This window comes from Pseudomonas sp., from assembly GCF_040514055.1.
Classification (GTDB): Bacteria; Pseudomonadota; Gammaproteobacteria; order Pseudomonadales; family Pseudomonadaceae; genus Aquipseudomonas.
In genome coordinates this window covers 40,219-66,631 of record NZ_JBEVDL010000071.1, presented here as the reverse complement: position 1 = coordinate 66,631, position 26,413 = coordinate 40,219, and the positions used below count along the sequence as shown (strand labels likewise).

Here is a 26,413-nt window from a genome sequence, read left to right as displayed (position 1 = left end):
ACCCATGGCAAACGTGCAAAGCGGCAAGATGATCGTCGGCCTCGATATCGGCACCTCCAAAGTGGTGGCACTGGTCGGCGAAGTCACGGCCGATGGACAACTGGAAATCGTCGGTATCGGTACCCACCCTTCCCGCGGCCTGAAAAAGGGCGTGGTGGTGAATATCGAGTCGACGGTGCAGTCGATCCAGCGTGCCATCGAGGAGGCGCAGCTGATGGCCGGCTGCCGGATCCACTCGGCTTTCGTCGGGGTGGCGGGGAACCATATCCGCAGCCTTAACTCCCACGGTATCGTCGCCATTCGCGACCGCGAAGTCAGCCAGGCCGACCTGGAACGGGTGCTGGATGCCGCCCAGGCGGTAGCCATTCCGGCCGACCAGCGGGTCTTGCACACCTTGGCCCAGGATTACGTGATCGATAACCAGGAGGGTGTGCGCGAGCCCCTGGGCATGTCCGGCGTACGCCTGGAGGCCAAGGTGCACGTGGTCACCTGTGCGGTGAACGCCGCGCAGAACATCGAGAAGTGCGTGCGTCGCTGCGGCCTGGAAGTCGACGATATCATTCTGGAGCAGCTGGCCTCGGCCTACGCGGTGCTGACCGATGACGAGAAGGAACTCGGTGTCTGCCTGGTGGACATCGGCGGCGGTACCACCGATATCGCCATCTTCACCGAGGGCGCGATCCGTCATACCGCGGTGATCCCGATCGCCGGCGATCAGGTCACCAACGACATCGCCATGGCCCTGCGCACGCCGACCCAGTACGCCGAGGAAATCAAGATCCGGTATGCCTGCGCCCTGGCCAAGCTGGCCGGTGCCGGTGAAACCATCAAGGTGCCGAGTGTCGGCGACCGGCCGCCGCGCGACCTGTCGCGCCAATCGCTGGCCGAAGTGGTCGAGCCGCGGTACGACGAACTCTTCACCCTGATCCAGGCCGAGTTGCGCCGCAGCGGTTACGAGGACCTGATCCCGGCCGGCATCGTGCTGACCGGCGGTACATCGAAAATGGAAGGTGCGGTCGAACTGGCCGAAGAGATTTTCCATATGCCGGTGCGCCTGGGCGTGCCACACAGCGTCAAGGGCCTGGCCGACGTGGTGCGCAACCCGATCTATTCCACCGGTGTAGGCCTGCTGATGTACGGCCTGCAGAAGCAGGCCGACGGCATTTCCCTGTCCGGCGGCAGCTCCAGCCATTTTAACGATGAACCCAAGACACCTGTACTGGAACGGCTGAAACGCTGGGTCCAAGGCAATTTCTGAAAAATAAGCGGTAGGCGTTACAACTAGAAAGGAAGGAGAGAGAACCATGTTCGAGCTCGTAGACAGTATCCCGCAAAGCGCCGTGATCAAGGTTATCGGCGTCGGCGGCGGCGGCGGCAACGCCGTCAACCACATGGCCAAGAACAACATCGAAGGCGTCGAATTCATTTGCGCCAACACCGATGCCCAGGCCCTGAAAAACGTCGGTGCGCGCACTGTGCTGCAACTGGGCACTGGCGTGACCAAGGGTCTCGGCGCCGGCGCCAACCCGGAAGTCGGCCGGCAGGCGGCCCTGGAAGACCGTGAGCGCATCGCCGAAGTGCTGCAGGGCTGCGACATGGTCTTTATCACCACTGGCATGGGCGGTGGTACCGGTACCGGTGCAGCGCCGATCATCGCTGAAGTGGCGAAGGAGATGGGCATCCTGACCGTTGCCGTGGTCACCCGGCCGTTCCCCTTCGAGGGCCGCAAGCGCATGTTGATCGCCGAGGAGGGCATTCGTGCTCTGTCCCTGAGCGTCGACTCGCTGATCACCATCCCCAACGAAAAATTGCTGACCATCCTCGGCAAGGATGCCAGCCTGTTGTCCGCCTTTGCCAAGGCCGACGATGTGCTGGCCGGTGCGGTGCGCGGCATCTCCGACATCATCAAGCGCCCAGGCATGATCAACGTCGACTTCGCCGACGTGAAAACCGTCATGAGCGAGATGGGCATGGCGATGATGGGCACCGGCTGCGCCAGCGGCCCGAACCGTGCGCGTGAAGCGACCGAGGCGGCCATCCGCAACCCGCTGCTGGAAGACGTCAACCTGCAGGGCGCGCGTGGCATCCTGGTGAATATCACCGCCGGTCCCGACCTGTCCCTGGGCGAATACTCGGACGTGGGTAATATCATCGAACAGTTCGCCTCCGAGCACGCCACCGTCAAGGTCGGTACCGTGATCGATCCGGACATGCGCGACGAACTGCACGTCACCGTGGTCGCCACTGGCCTGGGCGCGAAGATCGAAAAACCGGTCAAAGTCATCGACAACACCCTGCAGGTGTCGCCGTCGGCTGCCCCGGCCGTCGCCTCGCGTAGCGAGCCGACCGTCAACTACAAGGACTACGAGCGCCCCACCGTACAGCGCCAGAGTCATGCCGGCGGTGCCGCCGCAGCCAAGCTCAGCCCGCAGGACGACCTGGATTACCTGGACATCCCGGCCTTCCTGCGTCGCCAAGCCGATTAATGGAATTTATCAGGAGTATTAGGGTGATTGGTGTTCAGCAAAGGCCGGCTCTGCTATCATCGCCGGCCATTGTTGAAAACAATTCGCAACTAGTGTTATAGCGGCCAAAGCCATGATCAGACAACGCACCCTGAAGAACATCATCCGCGCCACCGGTGTCGGTCTGCATTCCGGGGAGAAGGTTTACCTGACCCTCAAGCCCGCACCGGTGGATACCGGTATCGTGTTCTGTCGTACCGACCTGGATCCGGTCGTGCAGATTCCTGCGCGGGCGGAAAATGTCGGCGAAACCACCATGTCGACAACGTTGATCAATGGTGATGTCAAGGTGGACACCGTGGAGCACCTGCTTTCGGCCATGGCTGGCCTGGGCATCGATAACGCCTACGTCGAGCTCTCGGCGTCCGAAGTGCCGATCATGGATGGCAGTGCCGGTCCCTTCGTATTCCTGATTCAGTCCGCGGGTCTGCAAGAGCAGGACGCCCACAAGAAGTTCATCCGCATCAAGCGCGAAGTCACGGTGGAAGAGGGCGACAAACGTGCCACCTTCATTCCCTTCGATGGCTTCAAGGTGAGCTTCGAGATCGATTTCGATCACCCGGTGTTCCGCAATCGCACCCAGACCGCCAGCGTGGATTTTTCCAGCACCTCCTTTGTCAAGGAGGTCAGTCGGGCGCGGACCTTCGGTTTTATGCGCGACATCGAGTTCCTGCGTTCACAGAACCTGGCCCTCGGCGGTAGCGTGGAAAACGCCATCGTGGTCGATGAGAACCGTGTACTTAACGAAGACGGCCTGCGGTATGAGGACGAATTCGTCAAGCACAAGATCCTCGATGCGATCGGCGACCTGTACCTGTTGGGCAATAGCCTGATTGGCGAATTCCGGGGTTTCAAGTCCGGTCACGCCCTGAACAATCGCCTGCTGCGCAGCCTGATCGAGCAGCAGGACGCTTGGGAAGTGGTGACCTTCGACGACCCGAAAAGCGCACCGATCTCCTATATGCGCCCGGCCGCGGCGGGTTAAGCGACATCTCTCTCCGATGTATTTGAAGGCCACCCGCGGGTGGCCTTTTTTTTGCTCGGGCATCCGTTCAGCGCTGCAGCCGGTGGGGCCGTCATGGCGGCGCTTGTCGCCCTCAGCTGGGTTCCTGGCGGACCTTGCCGTGGCCCGCCAGGCGTTCGAGGGCGGCTTTGAGGCGGGGGTCGCGAATGCCCTCTGCGGTCTCGTGCAGGCTCTCGGCGGCGCTGCTGGACAGCTGGCGCACCGCGCTTTGAGGCGTGCGCTGGGTGGTGGGAGGTTGCACCTTGAAGAGGATTTTCGTTAAGGTCGCGAACTCTTCGAAGGCCTGCAACTGGCGTTGCAGACGCTTCTGCTGGTAGCGCAGGCGTGTCGCCCAGTGACCGTCGGTGACGATCAGCAGCAGGCACTGCTCGCGCCAGGTGGCCACGTGACAGTGCTCACGGGCTGCCGGTTGCAGTTGGCTTTCGACCAGCTGTTGCAGGCGGGCGAGGCGCTGGGCTTCGCCGAACAACGCCTTGAGCGGTTTGGCTTCGCGTATCAGCGCAGCGCTGGCGCGGGCCGGCAAGGGACGAAAGGTCATGGCGGAACGCCTTGAATAACAGAGTCGGCATGGTAGCAGAAGCCTGCTGCCGGGACTGCCGCAAGGGGATCTATGGATATTATGTTTCTCAGTCGCCGGCACGGCGCGACGCGGGCCTTGAGCCTGGACTTGCGGCTGTTGACGGGCCTGCTGTCATTGGTCGTGGTGCTCGCCGGACTGGCCGGTGCAGGGCTCGGCGGGCGCTGGCAGACACCGGTGGCGGTGCAGGATGAGCAGCAGCTGGATCGGCTGATGGACGAGCAGCGCGCCGAGGTGGGCGTCGTGCGTGGCGACGCACAGCGCCAACTGCAGGCCTTTGCCGTGCACCTGGGGGAGTTGCAGGCGCGGCTGACCCGCCTGGACGCCCTGGGCGCACGACTGACCGAGCTGGCGGAACTGGATGCCGACGAGTTCGATTTCTCCACCGAGGTCGGTCAGGGCGGGCCGCAGGAATTGCTCGAAGGCAGTGCCTATGCCGCGCCGCCCTTTATGGCCAGCCTCGATGAGTTGGCGCAGCGCCTGGACAGCCGCGAGCAGCAGCTCGAAGTGCTGGAGCAGCTGTTGGCCGAGCGGCGTCTGAACGAGGCCGAGACCCTGTCGGGTCGCCCGGTGCTCAAGGGCTATGTCTCCTCGCCCTTTGGCCGGCGCACCGATCCATTCAGTGGACGCCTGAGCGTTCATAAGGGGGTCGACTTCGCGGCCAAGGCCGGCAGTGCCGTGGTGGCGGTGGCCGCCGGGGTGGTGACCGCGGCAGGGCGCAAGTCCGGATATGGCAATGTAGTGGAAATCAGCCATGCCGATGGTTATGTGACCCTCTATGGGCACAATCAGAGCAACCAGGCGAAGGTCGGCGACCTGGTCAAGCGCGGCCAGGTCATCGCCACCGTGGGCAGTACGGGGCGCTCCAGTGGCTACCATGTGCACTTTGAGGTAACCAAGGACGGGCAGGTGGTCGATCCGGCCAGTTATATTGCGCGAGCCAGCACTCCTGAATAACGCCGCTTTCCTCGATCCCGTTTCCGGGTAGAATGCCGGCTTCGCACGCAGCCATCAGGGCTGCATGGGTGACTCTACGGGCCACCCTCCATCCATACGCGTGGAAGATCCTGTCGATATGTTTGCGCCTTTGTTGAAAAAACTCTTTGGAAGCAAGAACGAGCGTGAAGTCAAACGCATGCTCAAGACGGTGCAGCTCGTCAACTCCTTCGAAGAGCAGCTGCTGGCCCTCTCCGACGAACAACTGCGCGACAAGACCGAGCAGTTCAAGGCCCGCTTAGCCAAAGGCGAGACCCTTGACCAGCTGCTGCCGGAGGCCTTTGCCGTGGCCCGTGAGGCCGGCAAGCGGGTGATGGGCATGCGCCATTTCGACGTTCAGCTGGTCGGTGGCATGACCCTGCACGAGGGGCGCATCGCCGAAATGCGTACCGGTGAGGGCAAGACCCTGGTGGCGACATTGGCGGTCTACCTTAATGCGCTGTCCGGCAAGGGCGTGCACGTGGTCACGGTCAACGACTACCTGGCGCGTCGTGATGCCAACTGGATGCGTCCGCTCTATGAGTTCCTCGGCCTGACGGTGGGCATCGTTACCCCGTTCCAGCCGCCCGAGGAAAAGCGCGCGGCCTATGCCGCCGATATCACCTACGGCACCAACAACGAATACGGTTTCGATTACCTGCGCGACAACATGGCCTTCAGCCTGGAAGAGAAATTCCAGCGCGGCCTGAATTTCGCGGTGATCGACGAAGTGGATTCGATTCTGATCGACGAGGCGCGTACCCCGCTGATCATTTCCGGCCAAGCCGAAGACAGCTCGAAGATGTACGCGGAGATCAATCGCCTGATCCCGCGCCTCGAGTTGCACATCGAGGAAGAGGAAGGGGTGGTCACCCGCGCCGGTCACTTCACCGTGGACGAGAAGACCCGCCAGGTCGAGCTGAACGAGGCCGGGCATCAATTCATCGAGGAGATGCTCACCGAGGTCGGGCTGCTGGCCGAAGGCGAAAGCCTCTATTCGGCGCATAACCTGGGTTTGTTGACCCACGTGTATGCCGGCTTGCGCGCGCACAAGCTGTTCCACCGCAACGTTGAATATATAGTGCAGAAGGATCAGGTACTGCTGATCGACGAGCACACCGGGCGGACCATGCCTGGTCGTCGCTTGTCCGAAGGCCTGCACCAGGCCATCGAAGCCAAGGAAGGGTTGCCGATCCAGGCCGAGAGCCAGACCCTGGCCTCGACCACCTTCCAGAACTATTTCCGTCTCTATAGCAAGCTGTCCGGCATGACCGGCACGGCCGACACCGAAGCCTTCGAGTTCCACCAGATCTACGGCCTGGCCGTGGTGGTGATCCCCACCAACCGGGGCATGGCGCGCAAGGACTTCAACGACCTGGTCTACCTGACCCAGGAAGAGAAATACACCGCCATTGTCGCCGACATCAAGGACTCCATGGCCCAGGGTCGCCCTGTGCTCGTCGGTACCGCCTCGATCGACAGCTCCGAATACGTTTCGCAGTTGCTGACCCAGGCGGGCATCGAGCACAAGGTGCTCAACGCCAAGTACCATGAAAAGGAAGCCGAGATCATCGCCCAGGCCGGCCGCCCGGGAGCCTTGACCATTGCCACCAACATGGCCGGTCGTGGTACCGACATCCTCCTGGGCGGTAACTGGGAGGTCGAAGTGGCCGCCCTGGAAAACCCCAGCGACGAGCAGGTTGCGCAAATCAAGGCCGAGTGGCACAAACGCCATCAACAGGTCATCGAGTCCGGTGGCCTGCATGTGATCGCCTCCGAGCGGCATGAGTCGCGGCGTATCGACAACCAGCTGCGTGGCCGTTCCGGTCGCCAGGGCGACCCGGGCTCCAGCCGTTTCTACCTGTCGCTGGAAGACAGCCTGATGCGCATCTTCGCCTCTGATCGGGTGAAGAACTTCATGAAGGCGCTGGGCATGCAAGCCGGCGAGGCCATCGAGCACCGCATGGTGAGCAACGCCATCGAGAAGGCCCAGCGCAAGGTCGAAGGCCGCAACTTCGACATGCGCAAGCAGCTGCTCGAGTTTGACGACGTGGCCAACGAGCAGCGCAAAGTGATCTATCACATGCGCAACACCTTGCTGGCCTCCGACGAAATCGGCGAAACCATCGCCGAGTTCCGTCACGAAGTGCTGGATAACACGGTCAACACCCATATTCCGCCGCAATCGCTGCCGGAACAGTGGGACGTGGCAGGTCTGGAAGCGACACTCTTCAGCGATTTCGGTGTCAAGTTGCCGATTCAGCAGTGGCTGGACGACGACCATAAACTCTATGAAGAGCCCCTGCGGGCCCGCCTGCTGGAAACTCTGGTGGCGGCTTACCACGAGAAGGAAGAGCAGGCGAGCGCCGAAGCCCTGCGCACCTTCGAGAAGCAGATCCTGTTGCGGGTGCTGGACGACCTGTGGAAAGACCACCTGTCGACCATGGATCACCTGCGTCACGGTATTCACCTGCGTGGTTACGCGCAGAAAAACCCCAAGCAGGAATACAAGCGCGAGTCCTTTACCCTGTTCCAGGAGCTGCTGGACTCGATCAAGCGCGATACCATCCGGGTGCTCTCCCACGTCCAGGTCCGTCGCGAAGACCCTGCCGAGGAAGAGGCGCGTATGCGTCGCGAAGCCGAGGAAATGGCTCAGCGCATGCAGTTCGAGCATGCCCAGGCCCCTGGTTTGGATCAGCCGGTGGACGCTGTCGAGGGTGAGGAGGGCGACCTGGCTGTGGCTCCGGTACGTACCGAGCCGAAGATCGGCCGTAACGAGCCGTGCCCCTGTGGCTCCGGCAAGAAGTACAAACACTGCCACGGCCAGCTCAGCTAAATCAGGCTGACGTTGTCTCGACGCCGCGAACGGCCTAGCCGTTCGCGGCGTTTTACCATCGATTCGTGTCCGGACCTGCCGCCAGCAGCCGGCGTTTTAACAAGGAGCGTACCCTATGCCCGTTGGTCTTGGCCCTCTGCCCACCCTGCACCCGGTCCCCGGTTTCGAACTGGGGATCGCCTCCGCCGGCATCAAGCGTCCCGGGCGCAAGGATGTGGTGGTCATGCGCTGCGCCGAAGGCTCCAGCGTGGCGGGCGTGTTCACCCTCAACGCCTTTTGTGCGGCACCGGTGATCCTGGCCAAGAAACGTGTATTGGGCCCGGTGCGTTACCTGCTGACCAACACCGGCAACGCCAATGCCGGCACCGGTGAGCCGGGGCTGCTCGACGCCACGCGCACCTGCGCGCGGCTGGCGCACCTGGCTGGGGTGTCCGAGGCGGCGGTGCTGCCGTTTTCCACCGGGGTGATCGGCGAGCCGTTGCCGGTGGAGAAAATCGAGGGGGCCCTGCAGGCGGCCCTGGACGACTTGGCCGAGGACCACTGGGCCGAGGCCGCCAGCGGCATCATGACCACCGATACCCTGCCCAAGGGCGCCAGCCGGCAGTTCGTGCAGGAGGGCGTGACGGTCACGGTCACCGGTATTTCCAAGGGGGCGGGGATGATCAAGCCGAACATGGCGACCATGCTCGGTTATATCGCCACCGACGCCAAGGTGTCCCAGGCGGTGCTGCAGGACCTGCTGCGCGATGCGGCGAACAAGTCGTTCAACCGCATCACCATCGATGGCGACACCTCCACCAACGACTGTTGCATGCTGATCGCCACGGGCAAAGCGGCGTTGCCGGAGATCAGTCAGGCCTCGGGCGCGTTGTTCGCCGCGCTCAAGCAGGCGGTGTTCGAGGTGTGCATGGAGGTGGCCCAAGCCATCGTCCGCGACGGCGAGGGTGCTACCAAGTTCGTGACGGTCCAGGTCAACGGCGGTGCGACCCATCAGGAGTGTCTGGACGTCGGCTACGCGGTGGCCCATTCGCCGTTGATCAAGACGGCGTTGTTCGCCTCCGACCCCAACTGGGGACGTATCCTCGCCGCCGTTGGCCGCGCCGGCCTGGCCCAGCTGGACGTCGGCAAGATCGACGTCTACCTGGGCGAGGTGTGCATCGCCAGCCGCGGCTGCCGCGCCGCCAGCTACACCGAAGCGCAAGGCGCGGCGGTCATGGCCGAGGCTGAAATCGGCATCCGCATCGAGCTGGGCCGCGGGACCTGCAGCGAAACGATCTGGACCACCGACCTGTCCCACGAGTATGTGAAGATCAACGCCGAGTACCGGACCTAGCACAACGGCAGTTGCAAGCCTCAAGCGGCAAGCAGCAAGCAGCAAGCGGCAAGCGGCAAGCGGCAAGCGGCTGGCGCGGCGTACGCGCTGGACTGCAGCGCTGCTATTCCGGACGCTTATCCAGGGATAAACAATCGGAATTTGCCGCAGGTGTCTGGCCGCCGTATGGTCAGGGTCCTTCTTTCGCGATATGACACGGGTGGCTCCATGGCTTTGCACTTGGTAATCGGCGACAAAACCTATTCCTCCTGGTCGTTGCGCGCGGCCCTGGCGCTGGAGCTGACCGGTGCTCCCTATACCGAGCAACTGATCCGCCTGAACCAGCCCGATACCCGCGCGCAGATCCTGGTCCACTCGCCCACCGGCAAGGTGCCGCTGCTGGTCACTGAGGAGGGCTCGATCTGGGACTCCCTGGCGATCGGCGAATACCTGGCCGAGCGTTTCCCCGAAGCGCCGCTGTGGCCCCGAGACCGCTATCCACGTGCGGTGGCGCGTTCGGTGTGTGCGGAGATGCACAGCGCCTTCGTTGCCCTGCGCAGCCACTTGCCGATGGACCTCAAGCGTGACCAGGCGCTGGCCGAGGTGCCGTCCGAGGTGCAGGTGGAGTTGCAGCGGCTGTTCGCCCTGTGGGCCGATTGCCGTGCCCGTTTTGGCCAGGGCGGTCCCTTCCTGTTCGGCCTGCCGAGCCTGGCCGATGCCTTTTTCGCCCCGGTGGCGACGCGCCTGCGCAGTTATCGGGTCGCGCTGCCGAGCGAAGCGGTGGCCTATGTCGAGACCATTTACCAGTGGCCGGCCTTCCAGCGCTGGTACCGTGCCGCCCAAGACGAGGACGCCATCGCGTGAAACCGTTGCATGTAGCCGCCGCAGTGATCCGCGGCCGGGATGGCCGGGTGCTGATCGCCCGGCGTGGAGAGACGCAGGATCAGGGCGGGCTGTGGGAGTTTCCCGGCGGCAAGCTGGAGGACGGCGAGGCGGTCCTGGCCGCCCTGCACCGCGAGCTGGCCGAGGAGCTGGGCATCCAGGTGCGCGCCGCCCGGCCGTTGATTCAAGTACGCCATGCCTATCCGGACAAACAGGTGTTGCTGGATGTCTGGGAAGTCTCGGCGTTCGATGGCGAGCCGCGTGGCGTCGAAGGCCAGCCCTTGGCCTGGGTCGCACCGCGGGCGCTGGCCGACTACGCCTTTCCCGCCGCCAATCAACCGATTGTCGCCGCTGCCCGACTGCCGTCGCAGTACCTGATCACCCCCGGCGGCTTGTCCACGCCGGAGCTGCTGCAGGGCCTGCAAAGGGCCCTGGCCAGTGGCATCACACTGGTCCAGTTGCGCGCCCCGGATTTCTACGACCCGCAGTACCGCGACCTGGCGGTGGATGCGGTGGGCTTGTGCGCCGGCAAGGCGCAATTGATGCTCAAGGGGCCGCTGGAATGGCTGGGGGACTTCCCTGCGGCCGGGTGGCATCTGACGGCTGCACAATTGCGCAAGTATGCCCGCAATGGCCGGCCGTTTCCCGCGGCGCGCTGGTTGGCGGCTTCCTGCCATGACGCCGAGGAGCTGGCCCTGGCGCAGCAGATGGGGGTGGACTTTGTCACCCTGTCACCGGTGCAGGCGACCGAGAGTCATCCGCAGGCCGAGCCGCTGGGCTGGGACGCTACGCAAGCCTTGATCGCCGGCTTCAACCGGCCGGTCTACCTGCTCGGCGGCCTGGGGGCGGGCGACTGCCAGCGTGCCTGGCACGCTGGCGCCCAGGGTGTGGCCGGCATTCGCGGGTTCTGGCCGGCGTAAAAAAGTGGTTGATGGGTATCGACGCTGCGCGTCTCCACCCATCCTACGGTTTTTGCGCGGCCTGCCAGAGGATCTCGGCGATCCCTTGGCGGCGGGCGATCAACCGCGCCGCGACAAACAGCAGGTCGGACAACCGATTGAGGTAGGCCAGGCCGACCCCGTCCAAGGGCTCCACCGCATTGAGTTGCTGGCAGCGGCGTTCGGCGGTGCGTGCCAGGCTGCGGCACACGTGAGCCTGGGCGATCAGGTTGGAGCCCCCGGGCAGGATAAAATTCTCCAGCGGACCGAGCTCTTCGTTCCAGCGATCGATGACCGTCTCCAGGGCCTGTACTTGCGCCGCATTCAGGGCCTGGTAGACCGGCATGGCCAATTCGCCCCCGAGGTCGAACAGGCGGTGCTGGCAGGGGCTCAGGACTTCCACCAATTCGCCCAGTGCCGGCCAGCGCGGCAGCTGCTCGGTCAACGTGGCCAGTAACAGGCCCAGTTGGCTGTTGAGCGTGTCCACCTCGCCCATGGCTTCGACGCGCGGGTGGTCCTTGGGTACCCGTCGGCCGTCGGCCAGGCCGGTTTCGCCCTTATCTCCGGTGCGGGTGTAGATTTTCGACAGACGATAAGCCATGTTCAATCCTGTTCGGTGGCGTTGGGTTCCGCGGGCAGCTGCTGCGGCAGGCGCAGGGTGATGCAGGTGCCCTGGCCGGGCGTCGACTGCACTTCCATCTGACCCTTGTGGTTGTTGGTGATGATGAAGTACGAGACCGACAGGCCCAGGCCGGTGCCCTGGCCGACTTCCTTGGTGGTGAAAAACGGCTCGAAGATGCGTTTGCGCACCGGCTCGGGCATGCCGGCGCCGTTATCCTCGACCTGCAGTTCGACCCAGGGCGGGTTGAGTCGGGTGCGCAGGATGATGCGCCCGGGTTCGCGCTCATCGTCGCGCTGATGAATGGCCTGGGCGGCGTTTTTCAGCAGGTTGAGCAGGACCTGCTCGAGTTCATTGGCGGTGCAGGGCACCAGGCCGACCTGCGGATCGAATTCGCGCTGCAGGACCAGGCTCTTGAAATCGAACCCTTCAATCAGGGCAAAGTCGTTGCCGGCAATCTCCACCGCCTGGTCGATCAGGGCGGGTAGGGAACAGGGCGCCAGTTGCCGGTTGCTCAGCCGGCTGAAACTGAGCATATGACTGACGATCCGCGCTGCTCGGGTGCCGGCGTGCTGGATGCCGTCGAGCAGTTGGGGGATTTCGCGGTTGATCAGGTAGCGACTGACCGTCTCCAGGCTGATGCCGAGCGCCGCGGCCTGCTCCTGGTTCTTGGCCAGGTCGTTGGAGAGGCGCCGGCGGATATTTTGCACGTTGTGCAGGATTGCCCCCAGCGGGTTGTTGATCTCATGGGCCATGCCGGCCGCCAGCCCGCCGACCGAGAGCATTTTTTCGGACTGCACCATCAGTTCTTCCATGGCCAGGCGTTGGCTGATGTCGTCGATACGGATCACCACGCCGCGGCCGCTGCCGCCCATCAGCGGGTAAAAGGTCAGGGCATAGTGCCGCGGCTGCTCGTCCTTGATCCAGGTGACCCGCTCGATTTTTTCCACCCGGTGCTGCTCGGCGGTGCGCTTGAGTTGCAGGTGGAAGGGCTTGAGCGGTGGAAAGGCGAGGAATACCGGCTGGTTCAATGCCTCGTCCAGGCGTGTGCCGGAGAGGGCGCTGGCCTCCTGGTTCCATTGGGTCACGTAGAGCTGCTCGTCCAGGGCGATCAGCGCCGACGGCATGGAGTCGATGATGCTGTTGAGGTAGTTCTGGAAACCGGTGAGTTTCTTTTCGATCTTGCTGCGCACCTGCACTTCCAGCTCCAACTTGCGGTTGGAGTGGCGGGTTTCCTCCGCCAGGCTTTGGGCCTGGTCAAAGGCCAGCTGGGAGTCGTCGCGGGCCCGTTTGAGCTGCTGCTCACGGGCCTCGATACGCGACAGCATGGTATTGAACGCTTCGGCCAGGCTGCCGATTTCGTCATGATTGCCGCGTCCGGCCCGCAACGCATAGTTCTCCTCGCGGGTGACCTGACGCGAAAGCTCCTCCAGCTTGCGGATGGGCCGGGTCACCAGGCGACGGATCTGCCGGGCGACCAGGAACCAGAGCAGCACGCTGATCAGCAGAATCGCACCGCTGGCGGTCAGGGTCCCGGTGAAAAAGGCTCCCGGCAGTTCGCTGGACGCCACCAGCAACAGGTGCCCGGGCGGTCCCTCGGGTTGCGGCAATTCGAGCAGCAGGTTGGTGCGGAATTCGCCATGGCGCCAGCTGTCGAGTGCTTCCAGGCGGTCTGGCAGCAGCAGGCGTTGCCCGCGCAGGTGCGCCAGGCCATTGCCCTGGCTGTCATAAATGGCCGCGGCCCGCAGCGGCGCGTAGTCATCCAGGCGCTGCAACACATCGGCGGCGGCAGCGGGCGATCTCAGCGCCTCGTGGCTCAGGGCCGGGGTGGTGATCAGCCGACCGAGGGTGTGCAGCGCCTGGGGCGCCATGTTCTCCTGGGAGATCCAGTAGGCCGCGCTGATAAACGCCAGATTGGCCACCACCAGCACGGCGGCCAGCAGGGCCAGCAGGGCGGCCAACACCTTGCGGCCGACCGGCAGGTTTTCGAGGCGTTGGCGCAGGGTCATGGGCGATCGCATCGCAGGAGGAGCGGGTCAGGGTAACGCGTCGGTCAGTGGCTCGGCAATCCGCGGGCGGTCAGGTGCGCGACCAGCCGCCGCTGCAGCGCCTTGAGGTGCGGCAGGCCAAGGCGATGGCGGGTCGCCACCGCGCAGGCCTGGTCGAGCAACACACCGATCTCGGTGCGGCGTTGGCGGGCCACGTCTTGGTGCATCGACGAGTAGTTGCTGGCGGTCGCCTGGATCACCCGCAGCACCTCGCTGTGCAGGTCCTCGGCCGCGGCCGGTTGGCCACTGATCAGCAGCAGTTCGGTCAGTTCGGCGCAGAGGGTGGCGACCTCGGCGGGGTGTTCCAGCAGGCCACCGTTGCGGCAATCGTGCAGCACGGTCAACGGATTGATCGCGCAGTTGAGTGCGAGTTTGCGCCACAGACGCGTGAGAATATCGGTCGTCCATTCATGGGCAATGCCGGCCTCGTCCAGCACTGTCAGCCAGGGCGGGGGGCTGGGATCGCGCGGATCGCCCAGCCAGGTGTAGCCGTGACCGGCAAACACCACGCGAAAATCCGCCTCGCGAAAGGCGCCTTCGGTACTGGAGGCGAGGATACAGCGGCTGCGCGGCAACCGAGCGGCCACTGCGTCCTGGCTGCCCAGGCCATTCTGCAGCAGGATCAGTTCGGCGTCCGGTGCCAGGCGCGCGGCCAGGGCGGCCACCGCTTCCTCTGCGTCGTAGGCCTTGCAGGCCAGCAGCAGACGGTGGATCGGGGTGGTCGCGTTGGCCGTCTCGGCAGGGATGGGGTAGGCGCTGCTGCCACCCGGCTCGACCAGGGTCAGGCCGCCAGCGGCGCGGTACGCCGCCAGCCGCGCCGAATCTCGCAAGATCAGCCGCACCGGCTGCCCGGCACGCGCCAGGCGTGTGGCCCAGAGACTGCCCAGGCTGCCGACGCCCAACACGTGCCAGGCGGTCATGGCTTGTTCAGAGGCGACAACCGCATGGCGGCGACGCGGCCACTTTCATAGGACTGTGGCAGCTGCAAGGCGGCCTGCTCAATCAGGGTCAGCGGATCGACCGGCAGCGACTTGGCATCCAGCCCCACCAGGCTGATGCCGGCCTTGAGGGAAATAAACCCTTCGCTGGTCTTGAACGCCTTGAGGTTCAGCCCCTCGTGCAAGCGCTTGAAGCTGCTGGGCGAGCACTCGTGCAGGTCTTCGAGCAGCGTGACCAGGCCAAAATGGTTGTCATCCAGGCGCGTCAGCACGTCCAGCGGACGCACCAGCTGTTGCAGGCGGCGCGCCACCCCATGCAGCAATTCGTTATAGAACAGGCTGCCGTACTGCTGGCGCAGCTCGCCGGCCTCCTGCAGGCCGATCAGCAGGTAACACACCGCGCCACCGCGAGACTCGACCTGGCGCAGGCTGTCCACCAGCTTTTGCTGCAGGTAGCGGGGATTACCCAAGCCGGTCAGTGGGTCGACCAGGTTGCGCTCCTCGAGGCTGGCGATGTTCTGCGTCAACAGGCGATTTTCCTGCAGCAGGCGTTGCAGCGTATTGCACAGGCGGTCGGCGGCGTACACCCGCGGCACCAGCTGCTCGTTCATCACCGCCTTGCTGATGAAGTCGTCGACGCCACGGTCAAAGGCCTCGCTGAGGACGTTCTCGCCTTCCTTGCCGGTCAGCAGCATCACATAGGTGTAGTGGTGGGCCATCTCGTCGAGCTGACGCACGCGGCCGGTGAGTTCCAGGCCGTCGATTTCCGGCATCAGCCAGTCGGCCAGCAGCACGCTGGCTGGGCGTTGTTCCAGCAGTTGCAGCGCTTCGACCGCGCTGCTGGCGAAGCGTACGTCCAGATAACCGGCCTGGGCCAGGGCGCGTCCGATCATGGCGCTGGAGAATTTGGCATCGTCCACCACCAGAATGCTGAGATGGGGGTTGGGCATGGGCAGGCTCGCAGGGGAGAAAAAAAGAAGTACCGGTACATGGCCGGACAGTGAGTATGGCTGCGGATATATAATGGGGGTGCATTTTAACCGTCAACAAGCTTGGTGCGGCCCGTCCGTGAGGTCCGTCGCGCCGTTTATCTGGAGGAATTCCATGCCCTCGTTTGACGTGGTGTCCGAATTGGACAAACACGAAGTGACCAACGCCGTCGATAACGCCCTGAAAGAGCTGGAGCGTCGCTACGATCTGCGCGGTAAAGGCACTTTCGAACTCAAGGACCTGACCATCAACCTCACCGCCGACGCGGATTTCCAGCTCGAGCAACTGGTCGAGATTCTCAAGCTCAGCCTGGCCAAGCGCAAGATCGAGGTGCAGTGCCTGGAGCTCAAGGATGCCTATCCATCGGGCAAGTCGGTGAAGCAGGAAGCGACGCTGCGTGAAGGCATAGACAAGGAATTGGCGAAAAAGATCGTTGCCCATATCAAGGAGTGCAAGCTGAAAGTGCAGGCGGCCATCCAGGGCGAACAGGTGCGTATCACCGGCAAAAAGCGCGATGACCTGCAGGAAGCGATCGCCGCGCTGCGGGCCAAGGACTTCGGCATGCCGCTGCAGTACAACAATTTTCGCGACTGAACAGCGGCCTTCTACGGCCGCTGCAGCGCCCAGTGCTGACCGGCAGCGTCCCCGGCGAAGGGGGCCCTGTTCGGCGGATCAGCGGCGCGAGGGAGGCTGCCGCGTGGCGGCTGATGGCTCGCTGTGCCGTGGGGCATGTCAGCCCGGTACAGTGACCGGATGTGCCGCCACGGCGGTCTGAGGCCGTTCAGCGCTGATCATGGCGTGCGGGGTTCGGGCTCGGCGGTGGCGATCGACGTGGTCTCCACCGCCGGCTGGCTGTCGCGCCGCCATTGCCAGGCAATCAGGATCAGGGTCGGCACCCCCAGCAGGGCGGTCGCCAGAAAGAACTGCGCATAACCGAGCTTTTCCACCATCACCCCTGAGTAGCCCCCGATCAGCCGCGGCAGCAGCAGCATGATGGAGCTGAGGAGCGCGTATTGGGTGGCGGAAAATTTCAGGTTGGTCAGGCTCGAGAGATAGGCGACGAACGCCGCGGTTGCCAGGCCGGCGCTGAAGTTGTCGCAGGAGATGGTCAGGATCAGCATGTTCAGGTGCGCGCCCATACCGGCCAGCAGCAAGAACAGCAGGTTGGTCACCGCCGAGCTCAATCCACCGATAAAGAGGATGGGCATGATGCCGAATCGCACAATCAGCAGCCCGCCCAGGCCTGCACCGAGCAGGGTCATGACCAAACCGAAGAGTTTGCTGACACTGGCGATCTGGTCCTTGCTGAACCCCTGGTCGATATAGAACACGTTGGCCATGACCCCCATCACCGTGTCCGACATCCGGTAGGTGGCCACCAGCCCAAGCAACAGCAGCGCCTGCCAGCGGTAGCGCAGGATAAAGTCGTTGACCGGCGTCAGCACTGGCGCCAGTCCGCGGCGGCCCATGGACGACAGGCACAGCACCGTGAGCACGGTGTAGAGCAGGGCGCGCAGCAGCGCCCGATCGTGGCGCAGCAGCTCGACCAGGCTCTGCTCACCGCTGAGGACACTGCCGAAGTCGGTGCGAAAGAACTGGGTAAGCATGGCCGGGACCGATATCAGCAGTACGATCAGCACCAGCACCGACACCAACTGGTGATTGAAGCCGTAGCGTGCCGCGGCTAACTGGGTGCGCAACGGCACTGCCGGTTCGCTCATCCACAGGCTGGTGGCCAGTCCCGGCAGCATCAGCAGCGCGAAGATCAGGTAGGTGCCGGCCCAGGCGCTGTGGTTGTACAGCTGCACGGTGGAGCCCAGGCCCTCGGCGAAATACAGCGCGCCGGCGGTCGCCAGCAAGGCGGCGACCCGATAGCCAGCCATGTAGCTGGCGGCCAGGGCTGCCTGGCGGCTGTCGTCGGCGATTTCCAGGCGGTAGGCGTCGACCGCGATGTCCTGGGTCGCCGAGGCGAAGGCCACCAACACGGCCAGGGCGATCAGCCAGCGCAGACTTTGCTGGGGGTCGCACAGCGCCATGCCAATCAGGCCGACGGCGACCAGGCTCTGCGACAGCACCAGCCAGGAGCGACGGCGCCCCAGGCGGCCCAGCAGCGGCAGGCGCCATTGGTCGAGCAGCGGCGACCAGACCCATTTGAAGGCATACGCGAGTCCGATCAGACTGGCGAAGCCGATGGTGTCGCGGGCCACCCCGGCTTCACGCAGCCAGACCGATAGGGTGGAGAACACCAGCATGTAAGGCAGGCCCGCGGCAAAACCAAGCAAAAGCAATGCCAGGGTGGCGGGGCTGGAGTAGGCGGCGAGGGCGGCCCGCCAGGTTTTACGGGGCATTGAGCGGGATTCTGTTCGGCTAGGCAAAGCGCGCACTCTAACCGCTGTGCTCCATCGGGCGCCAGCCGTGACGGCGCATATCCACACGATCGTTGTGTAAAAACACCCCCTCGGCCCGTAGGCGGGCCCGTTGTTCCTGGCCGGACGGGCTGTCAGCCGGCAAACTGAGCCGGCCCGTGGCGCCCACCACCCGGTGCCAGGGCAGGCGGCTGCCGGCGGGCAATTGGCTCAGCGTGCGGCCAACCCAGCGCGCGGCGCGGCCCAGGCCGGCGGCCTGGGCCAATTGGCCGTAGGCGACGACCCGACCGGCGGGCACTTCGGCCAAGGCGATGTACAGGGCCTCGCGTCGCACCTGGGGGGCGTTGTCGTCGGGCAGGTCGGGGGCACTGGCAGCGTCGCGTTGCATGGGCGGTGGGGTTCCTGAATGACGGGTGGGCAGTGGGCGAGGGACTCGCCGGGGTTCGATTGCCGCGCTGCCCGGGTGAACTTTGCGGCGCGACTATCGGTCTGTGCTTGTTCTACAGCTGAGTATGCGGATAATGCACAGCTTTTTCGCGAACCGAGCCTGAAGCTGAGATATGTCGTCCAGAACCCTGCTGTGCCTAGCGCTTGGCCTTGTATCGGTGCCCGTCGTGGCCGATACCGTATGGCTGAAAAACGGTGACCGTCTGACGGGCACCATCAAACTCTTCGACGGCGGCAAATTGCTGCTGCAGACCGACTACGGCGGCGCCATCGCGGTCAAGCTGGATAAAATCGCCACCCTGCAGAGTGATCAGCAACTGCTGATCAAGCAGGACGATCTGGTCGGCGAGGTGGCCAAGTCGCTGCAGCCCGCCGAGTCGGGCAAGGTCACCCTGCTTAACGGCGATGCGCCCAAGACCGTGGAGTTGGCCAGTATCGAGCAGATACTGCGGCCCAAGCCGGTGGTGCAGGACCTGGTCTGGTCGGGCAATGTGGATGTCTCGCTGGATTACGAAGAGGCGGAAAACACCACGGAAGACTACGACCTCGACTTCAAGACCAAGGCGCGCCATGGTCAGTGGCGCCACATCGCCGAGGGCGGCTACAACCGCGAGTTCAAGGACGACACCAAGGTCACCGACAACTGGGACGCCGAGTACTCACTCGATCGCTTCCTCGACGAACACTGGTTCTGGCAGGGTCGCCTGGAGTACAAGCGTGACCGTGTCGAGGACGTCGCCCGGCAACGCACGGTCGGTACCGGCCCCGGCTACCAGTTCTGGGACAACGAGCTGGGAGCGTTTTCCCTGGGTTCGCTGCTCAACCGTACCGACTATGAGTACCGCAACGGCGAGAAGGAGAATTTCTACTCGCTCGGCATGAAGTGGGACTACAACCGCTACCTGATCGGCAAGAGCGTCGAACTGTTCACCAACGGCGAAGTGGGCAAGCCCCTGGACAGTGTGGCGGACTACTCGCTGGATGCCGAAGCCGGTTTGCGCTACAAGGTCACCGAATGGGCTTCGCTTAACCTCAAGGCGGAGAAGGAAATGGTCAGCGGTGGTTCCGATGGCGAGCTGGACGAGACCCGCTACAGCATCGGGTTCGGCGTCGGCTGGTAATTGCGCCGCGCGTGATAAAAAGCCCCGCATGCGGGGCTTTTTTTGCCTGGCGATCGGCTCCCTGGTGGGGGGGGGCTCGGCGCTCGAATTACAGGCGCAGGCCGCCATCGAGCTCCAGAATACGCCCGGTGTAATAGTCGTTTTCCAGGATATAGGCCACCGAGTGGGCGATTTCCGCCGGTTTGCCCATGCGCTTGAGCGGAATGCCCGAGGTCATTTTTTCCAGCGCTTCGGGTTTCATGCCCAGGGTCATTTCGGTTTCGATAAAGCCGGGTGCCACACCCGCCACCCGAATGCCGTAGCGTGCCAGCTCCCGGGCCCAGACCACGGTGTCGGCCGCGACGCCGGCCTTGGCCGCGGAATAGTTGGCCTGACCGATGTTGCCCGCGCGGGAGATCGAGGAAATATTGACGATCGCACCTTGGGTGTTCAACTCGATCATCTTCGCCGCCACTTCACGGGTACAGAGGAATACGCCGGTGAGGTTGACGTCGATCACCGACTGCCACTGGGCCAGACTCAGTTTGGTGATCTCGCCATCCTTGACCTTGATGGTCAGGCCATCGCGCAGGATGCCGGCATTGTTCACCAGGCCATGAATGGCGCCGAAATCCTCGGCGATGCGGGCAACGGTCTGGATGACCTGTTCTTCATCGGCAACGTTGCACAGGTAGGCGCGAGCCTCGCTGCCAGCGGCCTTGCAGGCGGCCACGCTGTCGTTGAGTTTCTCCTGGTTGAGGTCGACCAGGGCCAGTTTGGCGCCCTTGCCCGCCAGGTACTCGCCCATGGCGCGTCCCAGTCCCTGGCAACCACCGGTGATGATGATGACCTTATCCTTCAATTGCATGGCAATATCCCCTCAAAGTGAGTCTGTAGGTGCCCCCGCCTGCGCCGTAAACCGTTAAATCGAGCGCCTGTCCGTTTGTGACGGATTCTGTACGAGGAGTCATATTGTGAGTGTTAAGGCCGGCAAGCATGCCCGAGAATTGCTGCTCAAGGAATACCGCGGGGTGCTCAGCACCCTGTCCAAGGCCATGCCGGGATACCCTTTCGGATCGGTGGTGCCTTACTGCCTGGACGAGCTGGGGCGGCCGCTGATGCTGATCAGCCGCATCGCCCAGCACACCCATAACCTGCAGCAGGACCCCAAGTGTTCGCTGCTGGTCGGCGAGCGTGGGGCCGAAGACGTGCAGGCGGTGGGGCGCCTGACCTTGCTCGGCGAGGCCCGTCGGCTGGAGGTTGCCGAGCAGGTCGAGGCGGCGGCACAGCGTTATTACCGTTATTTTCCCGAATCGCGCAATTACCACAGTGCCCACGACTTCGAGTTTTGGCGGCTGGAACCGGTGCGCAGCCGTTACATCGGCGGGTTTGGCGCCATCCATTGGCTGAATACCGTGACGCTGGAGAACCCCTTTGCCGGTGCGGTGGAAACCAGCATGGTTGAACATATGAATGCCGACCATGCCGCGGCCATCGCCCACTATGTGCTCCTGGCGGGCTTGCCCGACACCGCGCCTGCCGAGCTGGTCGGCATCGATAGCGAAGGCTTTCACCTGCGCATCGGCCAGGGCCTGCACTGGCTGCCCTTTGCCGAACCCTGTACCAGCGCGGGCGCGGTGCGCCAGGCGCTGGTGGCCTTGGCCCGCGCCGAATGCTGGCCGAATACCGCGAAGCCGGCTTGAAAAGCCTGGCCTTCGTCGCCACTTAATGATCATTGGAAGTTCGTCTTCCGTACAGGACCTGCTGCGTGATGCGAGTTTTTTTGCTGCTGTTGCTGTGTTTGCCCATCATCGAGTTGGCGGTGCTGATTCAGGTGGGGCGTACCATAGGGCTGCTGCCCACCCTGGCACTGGTGGTCGGCAGCGCGCTGCTGGGCAGTTACCTGTTGCGGGTGGCTGGGCTGGCGACGGCGCTGCGTGCCCGGGAGCGGCTGGCCCGCGGTGAGTTGCCTGAGCAGGAAGTGCTGGAGGGGCTGCTGATCGCGGTCGGTGGCGGGTTGCTGCTGTTGCCGGGCTTCGTCAGTGACCTGGTCGGCCTGTTCTGCCTGTTTCCGCCGACGCGCCGTGCCTTGGTCGATCGCTTGCGCCGTCGCGCCGTAGCCCAGGCCCTGCGCCAGCGCGCCTTTGTCGACGAGCCGCCCGGCGCGGGCGCGGCCAGCGGTCGAGCGAACCTGATCGAAGGCGAGTTCGAACGGCGCGATCCGTAAAAAAAATCACCGCGCCCCCTTGAAATACCCTTGTCCGCCCACACATAGAGGTCACCGCAAGGTTTCTGTCGGTCACGACAGGCAGTCTTCAGCGGTTCGCTCCGCGGGCCGCACCCGGCAACGCCGGCTGTACCAATCCGCCGATGAGTTCATCGGCCGCTCTAAACCACTTTTTTGGGAGAGATTCGACAATGAAGCTTCGTCCTCTGCATGACCGCGTTGTGATCCGTCGCAGCGAAGAAGAATCGAAAACCGCAGGCGGCATCGTGTTGCCAGGTTCGGCCGCTGAGAAGCCGAACCGTGGCGAAATCCTGGCGGTGGGTACCGGCCGTGTGCTGGACAACGGCGAAGTGCGTGCTTTGGCCGTGAAAGTCGGTGACAAAGTGGTGTTCGGTCCTTATTCCGGCAGCAACGCCATCAAAGTCGACGGCGAAGAACTGCTGGTGATGAGCGAGAACGAAATCCTGGCCGTGGTCGAAGGCTGATTTCGTCGCCCACCGTACCGAATCCTGTGCCACCGAAACGAATTTGAGGAAAGATCATCATGGCTGCTAAAGAAGTTAAATTCGGCGACTCCGCACGTAAAAAAATGCTGGCCGGTGTCAACGTCCTGGCCGACGCGGTAAAAGCCACCCTGGGCCCGAAAGGCCGTAACGTGATCATCGAGAAGAGCTACGGCGCTCCGACCATCACCAAGGACGGCGTTTCGGTTGCCAAGGAAATCGAACTGAAGGACCGTTTCGAGAACATGGGCGCGCAACTGGTCAAGGACGTTGCCTCCCGTGCCAACGATGACGCGGGCGACGGCACCACCACCGCCACCGTACTGGCTCAGTCGATCGTCAACGAAGGCCTGAAAGCCGTCGCTGCCGGCATGAACCCGATGGACCTCAAGCGCGGCATCGACAAGGCGACCATCGCCATCGTCGCCCAGCTCAAGGCTCAATCCAAGCCATGCGCCGACACCAAGGCCATCGCTCAGGTCGGTACCATCTCGGCCAACTCCGACAGCTCCATCGGTGACATCATTGCCGAAGCCATGGAAAAAGTCGGCAAGGAAGGCGTGATCACCGTTGAAGAAGGCTCGGGCCTGGAAAACGAACTGTCGGTCGTCGAAGGCATGCAGTTCGACCGTGGTTACCTGTAGCCCTACTTCATCAACAAGACGGACACCATGGTCGCCGAACTCGACGGCCCGCTGATCCTGCTGGTCGACAAGAAAGTCTCCAACATCCGCGAAATGCTGCCGGTGCTGGAAGCCGTGGCCAAAGCCGGTCGTCCGCTGCTGATCGTGGCTGAAGACGTTGAAGGCGAAGCCCTGGCCACCCTGGTGGTGAACAACATGCGTGGCATCGTCAAGGTCGCGGCCGTCAAGGCCCCGGGTTTCGGCGACCGTCGCAAGGCCATGCTGCAGGACATCGCCGTCCTGACCGGCGGTACCGTGATTTCCGAAGAAATCGGCCTAAGCCTGGAAAGCGCCACCCTGGAGCACCTGGGCAACGCCAAGCGCGTGATCCTCAGCAAGGAAAACACCACCATCATCGACGGTGCTGGCGTCCAGACCGACATCGAAGGTCGTGTGCTGCAGATCCGCAAGCAGATCGAAGACACCTCGTCGGACTACGACAAGGAAAAACTGCAAGAGCGTCTGGCCAAACTGGCAGGCGGTGTTGCCGTGATCAAGGTCGGCGCCGGCTCCGAAGTGGAAATGAAAGAGAAGAAGGCCCGCGTTGAAGACGCCCTGCACGCCACCCGTGCCGCCGTCGAAGAAGGCGTGGTACCTGGCGGCGGTGTGGCCCTGGTGCGTGCCCTGCAAGCCATTTCCGAACTGAAAGGCGACAACGCCGATCAGGACGTTGGCATCGCGCTGCTGCGCCGCGCCGTTGAAGCGCCGCTGCGTCAGATCGTCGCCAACTCCGGTGACGAGCCGAGCGTGGTGGTCGACAAGGTCAAGCAAGGTAGCGGCAACTTCGGCTACAACGCGGCGACCGGCGAGTACGGCGACATGATCGAAATGGGTATCCTCGACCCGGCCAAAGTGACCCGTTCGGCCCTGCAGGCCGCGGCGTCGATCGCCAGCTTGATGATCACCACCGAAGCCATGATCGCCGAGATCGTGGAAGACAAACCGTCCGCCGGTGGCGGCATGCCGGACATGGGCGGCATGGGTGGCATGGGCGGCATGATGTAAGCCGAGCTGTCCCCGGGGCTTGTCCCTGTTGTAACGGCTGTAGAAAAAGCCCCGCCTCGTGCGGGGCTTTTTTATGCCTGCCTGGTCGCCGCCAGGCTATGGGCGATTTCCTCAGTGAAAAAAACGTCAAAGCGCTCGAGCGACGGCCGCCGCAGGTTAAGGTAGCGGCACTTTGTGGAGCACCCTGGTCATGCGTATCCTGTTGGTTGAAGACAATCGCGACATCCTGGCCAACCTGGCCGACTACCTGAGCATCAAGGGCTACAGCGTCGACTGTGCCCAGGACGGCTTGTCGGGGCTGCACCTGGCCAGTAACGAGCATTACGACCTGATCGTGCTGGACATCATGCTGCCGGGGCTGGATGGCTACACCCTGTGCAAGCGCCTGCGCGAGGAGGCCCGGCGCGATACGCCGGTGATCATGCTGACCGCCCGTGATCAGCTCGATGACCGCCTGCAGGGGTTTCGCGCCGGTGCCGACGACTATCTGCTCAAGCCCTTCGCCCTGTCGGAGCTGGCCGCGCGAATCGAAGCGGTGCTACGCCGCAGCAGCGGTGGCGGACGGCGCAGCCTGCAGGTTGGCGACCTCAGCTACGACCTCGATACCCTGGAAGTCAAACGCCAGGAGCGGCCCCTCAAGCTCAACCCGGTGGGCCTCAAGCTGCTCGCGGTGTTGATGCAGAAAAGCCCGCACGTGGTGCGCCGCGAGGTCCTCGAAGAAGCGCTCTGGGGCGACGATTGCCCGGACAGCGACAGCTTGCGCAGTCACGTGCACCAGCTGCGCCAGGTGATCGACAAGCCCTTCTCGAGCCCGCTGTTGCACACCCTGCATGGGGTGGGTTACCGCCTGGCCGAGGTGGTCGATGGAGTTTAAGCAAAGCCTGTCACGCCGGATCGTCATCGCCTTCGCGCTGATGACGGCCCTGGTGGCCGGGGTCTTTGGCCTGGGCATCGTCGAGACGGTGCACCTGGTGGAGGAGCGCCTGCTGTCCAGCGAACTGGGCGGTGACCTCGATCGGCTGCTGAAGATGGATAGCATGGAAGCCTGGCGGCACCGCCCGGAAACCGGGCAACTGTTCTATTTCAGCGGTGGCCGCGACGACTTCGACCTGCCCGCTGACTTGCGCAATCTGCCGCCGGGCTTTAGCGAGGTGTTTCGCGAGGAGCACTCCTACTACGCATTCTCCCGTGAAGTGGTGGGGCGTCGTTATGTGCTGCTGCAGGACCAGAGCGAGTTCGAGGAGCGCGAGCAAGTGCTGTTTGCCGTGGTCCTCAGCGGTTTTCTGCTGAGCATCGCCCTGGCGGTGGTGCTGGGCGGGGTGCTGGCGCGCAAGGTGATCGAGCCGGTAGTGCGCCTGGCGCGCCAGGTGCGCCACCGTGACCAGTTGTTGGCACTGGCGCCGCCGCTGGCGCTGGACTATGCGGCGGACGAGGTCGGTCAGCTGGCCGCGGCCTTCGACACCACCCTCGGGTTGCTGCGCCATGCGCTGACCCGCGAGCGTCTGTTCACCAGCGATGTCAGCCATGAGCTGCGCACGCCGCTGATGGTGCTCGCCAGTTCCTGCGAGCTGTTGCTGGCCAATCCCGGGCTGGACCCCCGGGCGCGGGCCCAGGTGGAGCGCATGGGGCGGGCCTCCGAGGAAATGCGCGACCTGGTGCAGACCTTCCTGCTGCTGGCCCGGGCGCAGCGGGAGGACACCCAAGTGGCGCCCAAGGCCAACCTCCTGAGCGTCGCCGAAGAGATGCTGGCCCAATGGCGAGGGGCGGTTGAGAGCAAAGGCTTGCGCCTGGACTATCGGCTCCTGGCCAGTCATTTTGGCGACTACAACGGCCCCTTTCTGCGGGCGGTGATTGGCAACCTGTTGCGCAACGCCTTGCACTACACGGACCAGGGCTCGATCAGCCTGAGCCTGGGGGCGCAGGGCTTCGTGGTCGAGGACACCGGTGTCGGCATCCCGGAAAATGAGCGTGAGGCGATGTTCCAGCCTTTCGTCAGGGGCGGGGAGCAGCGCGGCGACGGGCTCGGCCTGGGGCTCTCGCTGGTGCTGCGGATCTGCGAGAGCCAGGGCTGGCAGGTCAGCCTGAGCGCGGTGGAGCCCAGTGGCTGTCGCTTCGAGGTCCGTCTCGAGGCCGCCTGCGCTGACGAGGTGAGGGACAGAATCGCCGCGCGCTGACTGGGTCTTGGCCTTGCCTTGTGCCCCCGCTAGGGGGGCTGGGCAATCCGGCCCGCCGGTGTCCGTGGTCGGTTGGACCGGACAGACGCGCCCGAGGCTGCCAGAATAGCCGCGGCCAGCCGCGTCACTCAATGACGGGGGTAACTGCCCGGCCGCCGCCGCTGGACGGCGGCGGTGCAAGCTCGATTCAATACCGTGCCTCGATGGGGTGCGGATGGTGCGGTATCTACAGCTTAGGGGTGAG

At 63.9% G+C, this 26,413-nt stretch carries 22 protein-coding genes and 2 pseudogenes; 16 read left to right on the top strand and 8 right to left on the bottom strand.

The annotated features are described in order from the left end of the window. Positions 1 to 4 precede the first annotated feature (4 nt). The 3 genes from ftsA to lpxC all read left to right on the top strand — a co-directional run bounded on the left by ftsA (position 5) and on the right by lpxC (position 3,510). Positions 5 to 1,258, top strand: coding sequence for a cell division protein FtsA (ftsA, locus tag ABWY06_RS18770; protein WP_353927099.1), 1,254 nt, complete (start codon positions 5 to 7; stop codon positions 1,256 to 1,258). Between the two features lie 46 nt (positions 1,259 to 1,304). Further along, positions 1,305 to 2,486: a cell division protein FtsZ gene (ftsZ, locus tag ABWY06_RS18765; protein WP_353927098.1), complete on the top strand. Its 1,182-nt coding sequence runs from the start codon at positions 1,305 to 1,307 to the stop codon at positions 2,484 to 2,486. Between the two features lie 112 nt (positions 2,487 to 2,598). Beyond that, a complete protein-coding gene (gene lpxC, locus ABWY06_RS18760; RefSeq protein ID WP_353927097.1) occupies positions 2,599 to 3,510 on the top strand; it encodes a UDP-3-O-acyl-N-acetylglucosamine deacetylase in 912 nt (303 codons plus the stop codon). A 112-nt stretch (positions 3,511 to 3,622) separates the two neighbouring features. Here the strand turns inward: lpxC and ABWY06_RS18755 are convergent, their stop codons facing one another. Further along, entirely contained in the window at positions 3,623 to 4,087 is a 465-nt protein-coding gene (locus ABWY06_RS18755) for a DUF721 domain-containing protein (protein ID WP_353927096.1), read from the bottom strand. Positions 4,088 to 4,159: 72 nt separating this feature from the next. Between ABWY06_RS18755 and ABWY06_RS18750 the strand changes: the two genes are divergently transcribed. The 5 genes from ABWY06_RS18750 to ABWY06_RS18730 all read left to right on the top strand — a co-directional run bounded on the left by ABWY06_RS18750 (position 4,160) and on the right by ABWY06_RS18730 (position 11,051). Next, positions 4,160 to 5,083, top strand: a complete 924-nt coding sequence (locus tag ABWY06_RS18750; RefSeq protein ID WP_353927095.1) for a M23 family metallopeptidase — start codon at positions 4,160 to 4,162, stop codon at positions 5,081 to 5,083. Positions 5,084 to 5,201: 118 nt separating this feature from the next. Continuing rightward, on the top strand, positions 5,202 to 7,937 hold the full coding sequence (secA, locus tag ABWY06_RS18745; RefSeq protein WP_353927094.1) for a preprotein translocase subunit SecA: 2,736 nt from the start codon (positions 5,202 to 5,204) through the stop codon (positions 7,935 to 7,937). A gap of 115 nt (positions 7,938 to 8,052) precedes the next feature. Continuing rightward, entirely contained in the window at positions 8,053 to 9,270 is a 1,218-nt protein-coding gene (gene argJ / locus ABWY06_RS18740; protein WP_353927093.1) for a bifunctional glutamate N-acetyltransferase/amino-acid acetyltransferase ArgJ, read from the top strand. A 207-nt stretch (positions 9,271 to 9,477) separates the two neighbouring features. Next, complete coding sequence (locus tag ABWY06_RS18735) at positions 9,478 to 10,113, top strand: glutathione S-transferase family protein (RefSeq protein ID WP_353927092.1); 636 nt, start codon at positions 9,478 to 9,480, stop codon at positions 10,111 to 10,113. Next, positions 10,110 to 11,051 carry a Nudix family hydrolase gene (locus ABWY06_RS18730; protein WP_353927091.1) on the top strand — a complete coding sequence of 314 codons (942 nt, stop codon included), beginning with the start codon at positions 10,110 to 10,112 and terminating at the stop codon, positions 11,049 to 11,051. The genes ABWY06_RS18735 and ABWY06_RS18730 overlap by 4 nt, the downstream gene beginning before the upstream one ends. A gap of 43 nt (positions 11,052 to 11,094) precedes the next feature. Here ABWY06_RS18730 and ABWY06_RS18725 read toward each other — a convergent pair whose 3' ends face one another. The 4 genes and pseudogenes from ABWY06_RS18725 to ABWY06_RS18710 all read right to left on the bottom strand — a co-directional run. Beyond that, positions 11,095 to 11,670 (bottom strand): cob(I)yrinic acid a,c-diamide adenosyltransferase, encoded by a 576-nt coding sequence (locus ABWY06_RS18725; RefSeq protein WP_353927090.1) that lies wholly within the window; start codon positions 11,668 to 11,670, stop codon positions 11,095 to 11,097. A 2-nt stretch (positions 11,671 to 11,672) separates the two neighbouring features. Continuing rightward, positions 11,673 to 13,697, bottom strand: a complete 2,025-nt coding sequence (locus ABWY06_RS18720; protein ID WP_353927089.1) for a sensor histidine kinase — start codon at positions 13,695 to 13,697, stop codon at positions 11,673 to 11,675. Positions 13,698 to 13,741: 44 nt separating this feature from the next. Next, entirely contained in the window at positions 13,742 to 14,656 is a 915-nt protein-coding gene (locus ABWY06_RS18715) for a putative 2-dehydropantoate 2-reductase (RefSeq protein ID WP_353927088.1), read from the bottom strand. Next, a pseudogene (locus ABWY06_RS18710) lies at positions 14,653 to 15,678 on the bottom strand (response regulator); the annotation flags it as partial. The gene ABWY06_RS18715 and the pseudogene ABWY06_RS18710, both read right to left, overlap by 4 nt. A 100-nt stretch (positions 15,679 to 15,778) precedes the next feature. On the opposite strand from ABWY06_RS18710, the gene ABWY06_RS18705 reads away from it, so the two are divergent. Continuing rightward, the gene (locus ABWY06_RS18705) at positions 15,779 to 16,258 is read left to right on the top strand and encodes a YajQ family cyclic di-GMP-binding protein (protein ID WP_353927087.1); all 480 of its coding nucleotides are present in this window, start codon (positions 15,779 to 15,781) and stop codon (positions 16,256 to 16,258) included. Positions 16,259 to 16,455: 197 nt separating this feature from the next. On the opposite strand, the gene ABWY06_RS18700 is transcribed toward ABWY06_RS18705, so the two are convergent. Beyond that, positions 16,456 to 18,012, bottom strand: a complete 1,557-nt coding sequence (locus ABWY06_RS18700) for an AmpG family muropeptide MFS transporter (RefSeq protein ID WP_353927086.1) — start codon at positions 18,010 to 18,012, stop codon at positions 16,456 to 16,458. Positions 18,013 to 18,049: 37 nt separating this feature from the next. After that, entirely contained in the window at positions 18,050 to 18,418 is a 369-nt protein-coding gene (locus ABWY06_RS18695; RefSeq protein ID WP_353927085.1) for an MGMT family protein, read from the bottom strand. 172 nt (positions 18,419 to 18,590) lie between these two features. Between ABWY06_RS18695 and ABWY06_RS18690 the strand changes: the two genes are divergently transcribed. Next, entirely contained in the window at positions 18,591 to 19,598 is a 1,008-nt protein-coding gene (locus ABWY06_RS18690; protein WP_353927084.1) for a DUF481 domain-containing protein, read from the top strand. A gap of 88 nt (positions 19,599 to 19,686) precedes the next feature. Here the strand turns inward: ABWY06_RS18690 and ABWY06_RS18685 are convergent, their stop codons facing one another. Then, positions 19,687 to 20,445, bottom strand: coding sequence for an SDR family oxidoreductase (locus ABWY06_RS18685; RefSeq protein WP_353927083.1), 759 nt, complete (start codon positions 20,443 to 20,445; stop codon positions 19,687 to 19,689). A 106-nt stretch (positions 20,446 to 20,551) separates the two neighbouring features. Between ABWY06_RS18685 and ABWY06_RS18680 the strand changes: the two genes are divergently transcribed. The 6 genes and pseudogenes from ABWY06_RS18680 to ABWY06_RS18655 all read left to right on the top strand — a co-directional run bounded on the left by ABWY06_RS18680 (position 20,552) and on the right by ABWY06_RS18655 (position 26,169). Continuing rightward, complete coding sequence (locus ABWY06_RS18680; protein ID WP_353927082.1) at positions 20,552 to 21,280, top strand: HugZ family pyridoxamine 5'-phosphate oxidase; 729 nt, start codon at positions 20,552 to 20,554, stop codon at positions 21,278 to 21,280. Between the two features lie 68 nt (positions 21,281 to 21,348). Then, a complete protein-coding gene (locus ABWY06_RS18675) occupies positions 21,349 to 21,804 on the top strand; it encodes an FxsA family protein (RefSeq protein ID WP_353927111.1) in 456 nt (151 codons plus the stop codon). 191 nt (positions 21,805 to 21,995) lie between these two features. Continuing rightward, positions 21,996 to 22,289 (top strand): co-chaperone GroES, encoded by a 294-nt coding sequence (locus ABWY06_RS18670; protein WP_353927081.1) that lies wholly within the window; start codon positions 21,996 to 21,998, stop codon positions 22,287 to 22,289. Between the two features lie 59 nt (positions 22,290 to 22,348). After that, a pseudogene (gene groL, locus ABWY06_RS18665) lies at positions 22,349 to 23,995 on the top strand (chaperonin GroEL). Between the two features lie 190 nt (positions 23,996 to 24,185). Then, a complete protein-coding gene (locus tag ABWY06_RS18660) occupies positions 24,186 to 24,869 on the top strand; it encodes a response regulator transcription factor (RefSeq protein WP_353927080.1) in 684 nt (227 codons plus the stop codon). Beyond that, positions 24,859 to 26,169 (top strand): sensor histidine kinase, encoded by a 1,311-nt coding sequence (locus ABWY06_RS18655; RefSeq protein WP_353927079.1) that lies wholly within the window; start codon positions 24,859 to 24,861, stop codon positions 26,167 to 26,169. Before ABWY06_RS18660 ends, ABWY06_RS18655 begins: the two co-directional genes overlap by 11 nt. The last annotated feature ends 244 nt before the right edge of the window (positions 26,170 to 26,413 follow it).

Bases quoted from the DNA above. Each gene is read 5' to 3' on its own strand.
- ABWY06_RS18735 (WP_353927092.1), top strand. From the start codon at position 9,478: ATGGCTTTGCACTTGGTAATCGGCGACAAAACCTATTCCTCCTGGTCG.
- ftsA (WP_353927099.1), top strand. From the start codon at position 5: ATGGCAAACGTGCAAAGCGGCAAGATGATCGTCGGCCTCGATATCGGC.
- ABWY06_RS18715 (WP_353927088.1), bottom strand. From the start codon at position 14,656: ATGACCGCCTGGCACGTGTTGGGCGTCGGCAGCCTGGGCAGTCTCTGG.
- lpxC (WP_353927097.1), top strand. From the start codon at position 2,599: ATGATCAGACAACGCACCCTGAAGAACATCATCCGCGCCACCGGTGTC.
- argJ (WP_353927093.1), top strand. From the start codon at position 8,053: ATGCCCGTTGGTCTTGGCCCTCTGCCCACCCTGCACCCGGTCCCCGGT.
- ABWY06_RS18655 (WP_353927079.1), top strand. From the start codon at position 24,859: ATGGAGTTTAAGCAAAGCCTGTCACGCCGGATCGTCATCGCCTTCGCG.
- ABWY06_RS18725 (WP_353927090.1), bottom strand. From the start codon at position 11,670: ATGGCTTATCGTCTGTCGAAAATCTACACCCGCACCGGAGATAAGGGC.
- ftsZ (WP_353927098.1), top strand. From the start codon at position 1,305: ATGTTCGAGCTCGTAGACAGTATCCCGCAAAGCGCCGTGATCAAGGTT.
- ABWY06_RS18685 (WP_353927083.1), bottom strand. From the start codon at position 20,445: ATGCAATTGAAGGATAAGGTCATCATCATCACCGGTGGTTGCCAGGGA.
- ABWY06_RS18695 (WP_353927085.1), bottom strand. From the start codon at position 18,418: ATGCAACGCGACGCTGCCAGTGCCCCCGACCTGCCCGACGACAACGCC.
- ABWY06_RS18750 (WP_353927095.1), top strand. From the start codon at position 4,160: ATGGATATTATGTTTCTCAGTCGCCGGCACGGCGCGACGCGGGCCTTG.
- ABWY06_RS18700 (WP_353927086.1), bottom strand. From the start codon at position 18,012: ATGCCCCGTAAAACCTGGCGGGCCGCCCTCGCCGCCTACTCCAGCCCC.
- secA (WP_353927094.1), top strand. From the start codon at position 5,202: ATGTTTGCGCCTTTGTTGAAAAAACTCTTTGGAAGCAAGAACGAGCGT.
- ABWY06_RS18755 (WP_353927096.1), bottom strand. From the start codon at position 4,087: ATGACCTTTCGTCCCTTGCCGGCCCGCGCCAGCGCTGCGCTGATACGC.
- ABWY06_RS18670 (WP_353927081.1), top strand. From the start codon at position 21,996: ATGAAGCTTCGTCCTCTGCATGACCGCGTTGTGATCCGTCGCAGCGAA.
- ABWY06_RS18660 (WP_353927080.1), top strand. From the start codon at position 24,186: ATGCGTATCCTGTTGGTTGAAGACAATCGCGACATCCTGGCCAACCTG.
- ABWY06_RS18705 (WP_353927087.1), top strand. From the start codon at position 15,779: ATGCCCTCGTTTGACGTGGTGTCCGAATTGGACAAACACGAAGTGACC.
- ABWY06_RS18675 (WP_353927111.1), top strand. From the start codon at position 21,349: ATGCGAGTTTTTTTGCTGCTGTTGCTGTGTTTGCCCATCATCGAGTTG.
- ABWY06_RS18690 (WP_353927084.1), top strand. From the start codon at position 18,591: ATGTCGTCCAGAACCCTGCTGTGCCTAGCGCTTGGCCTTGTATCGGTG.
- ABWY06_RS18720 (WP_353927089.1), bottom strand. From the start codon at position 13,697: ATGACCCTGCGCCAACGCCTCGAAAACCTGCCGGTCGGCCGCAAGGTG.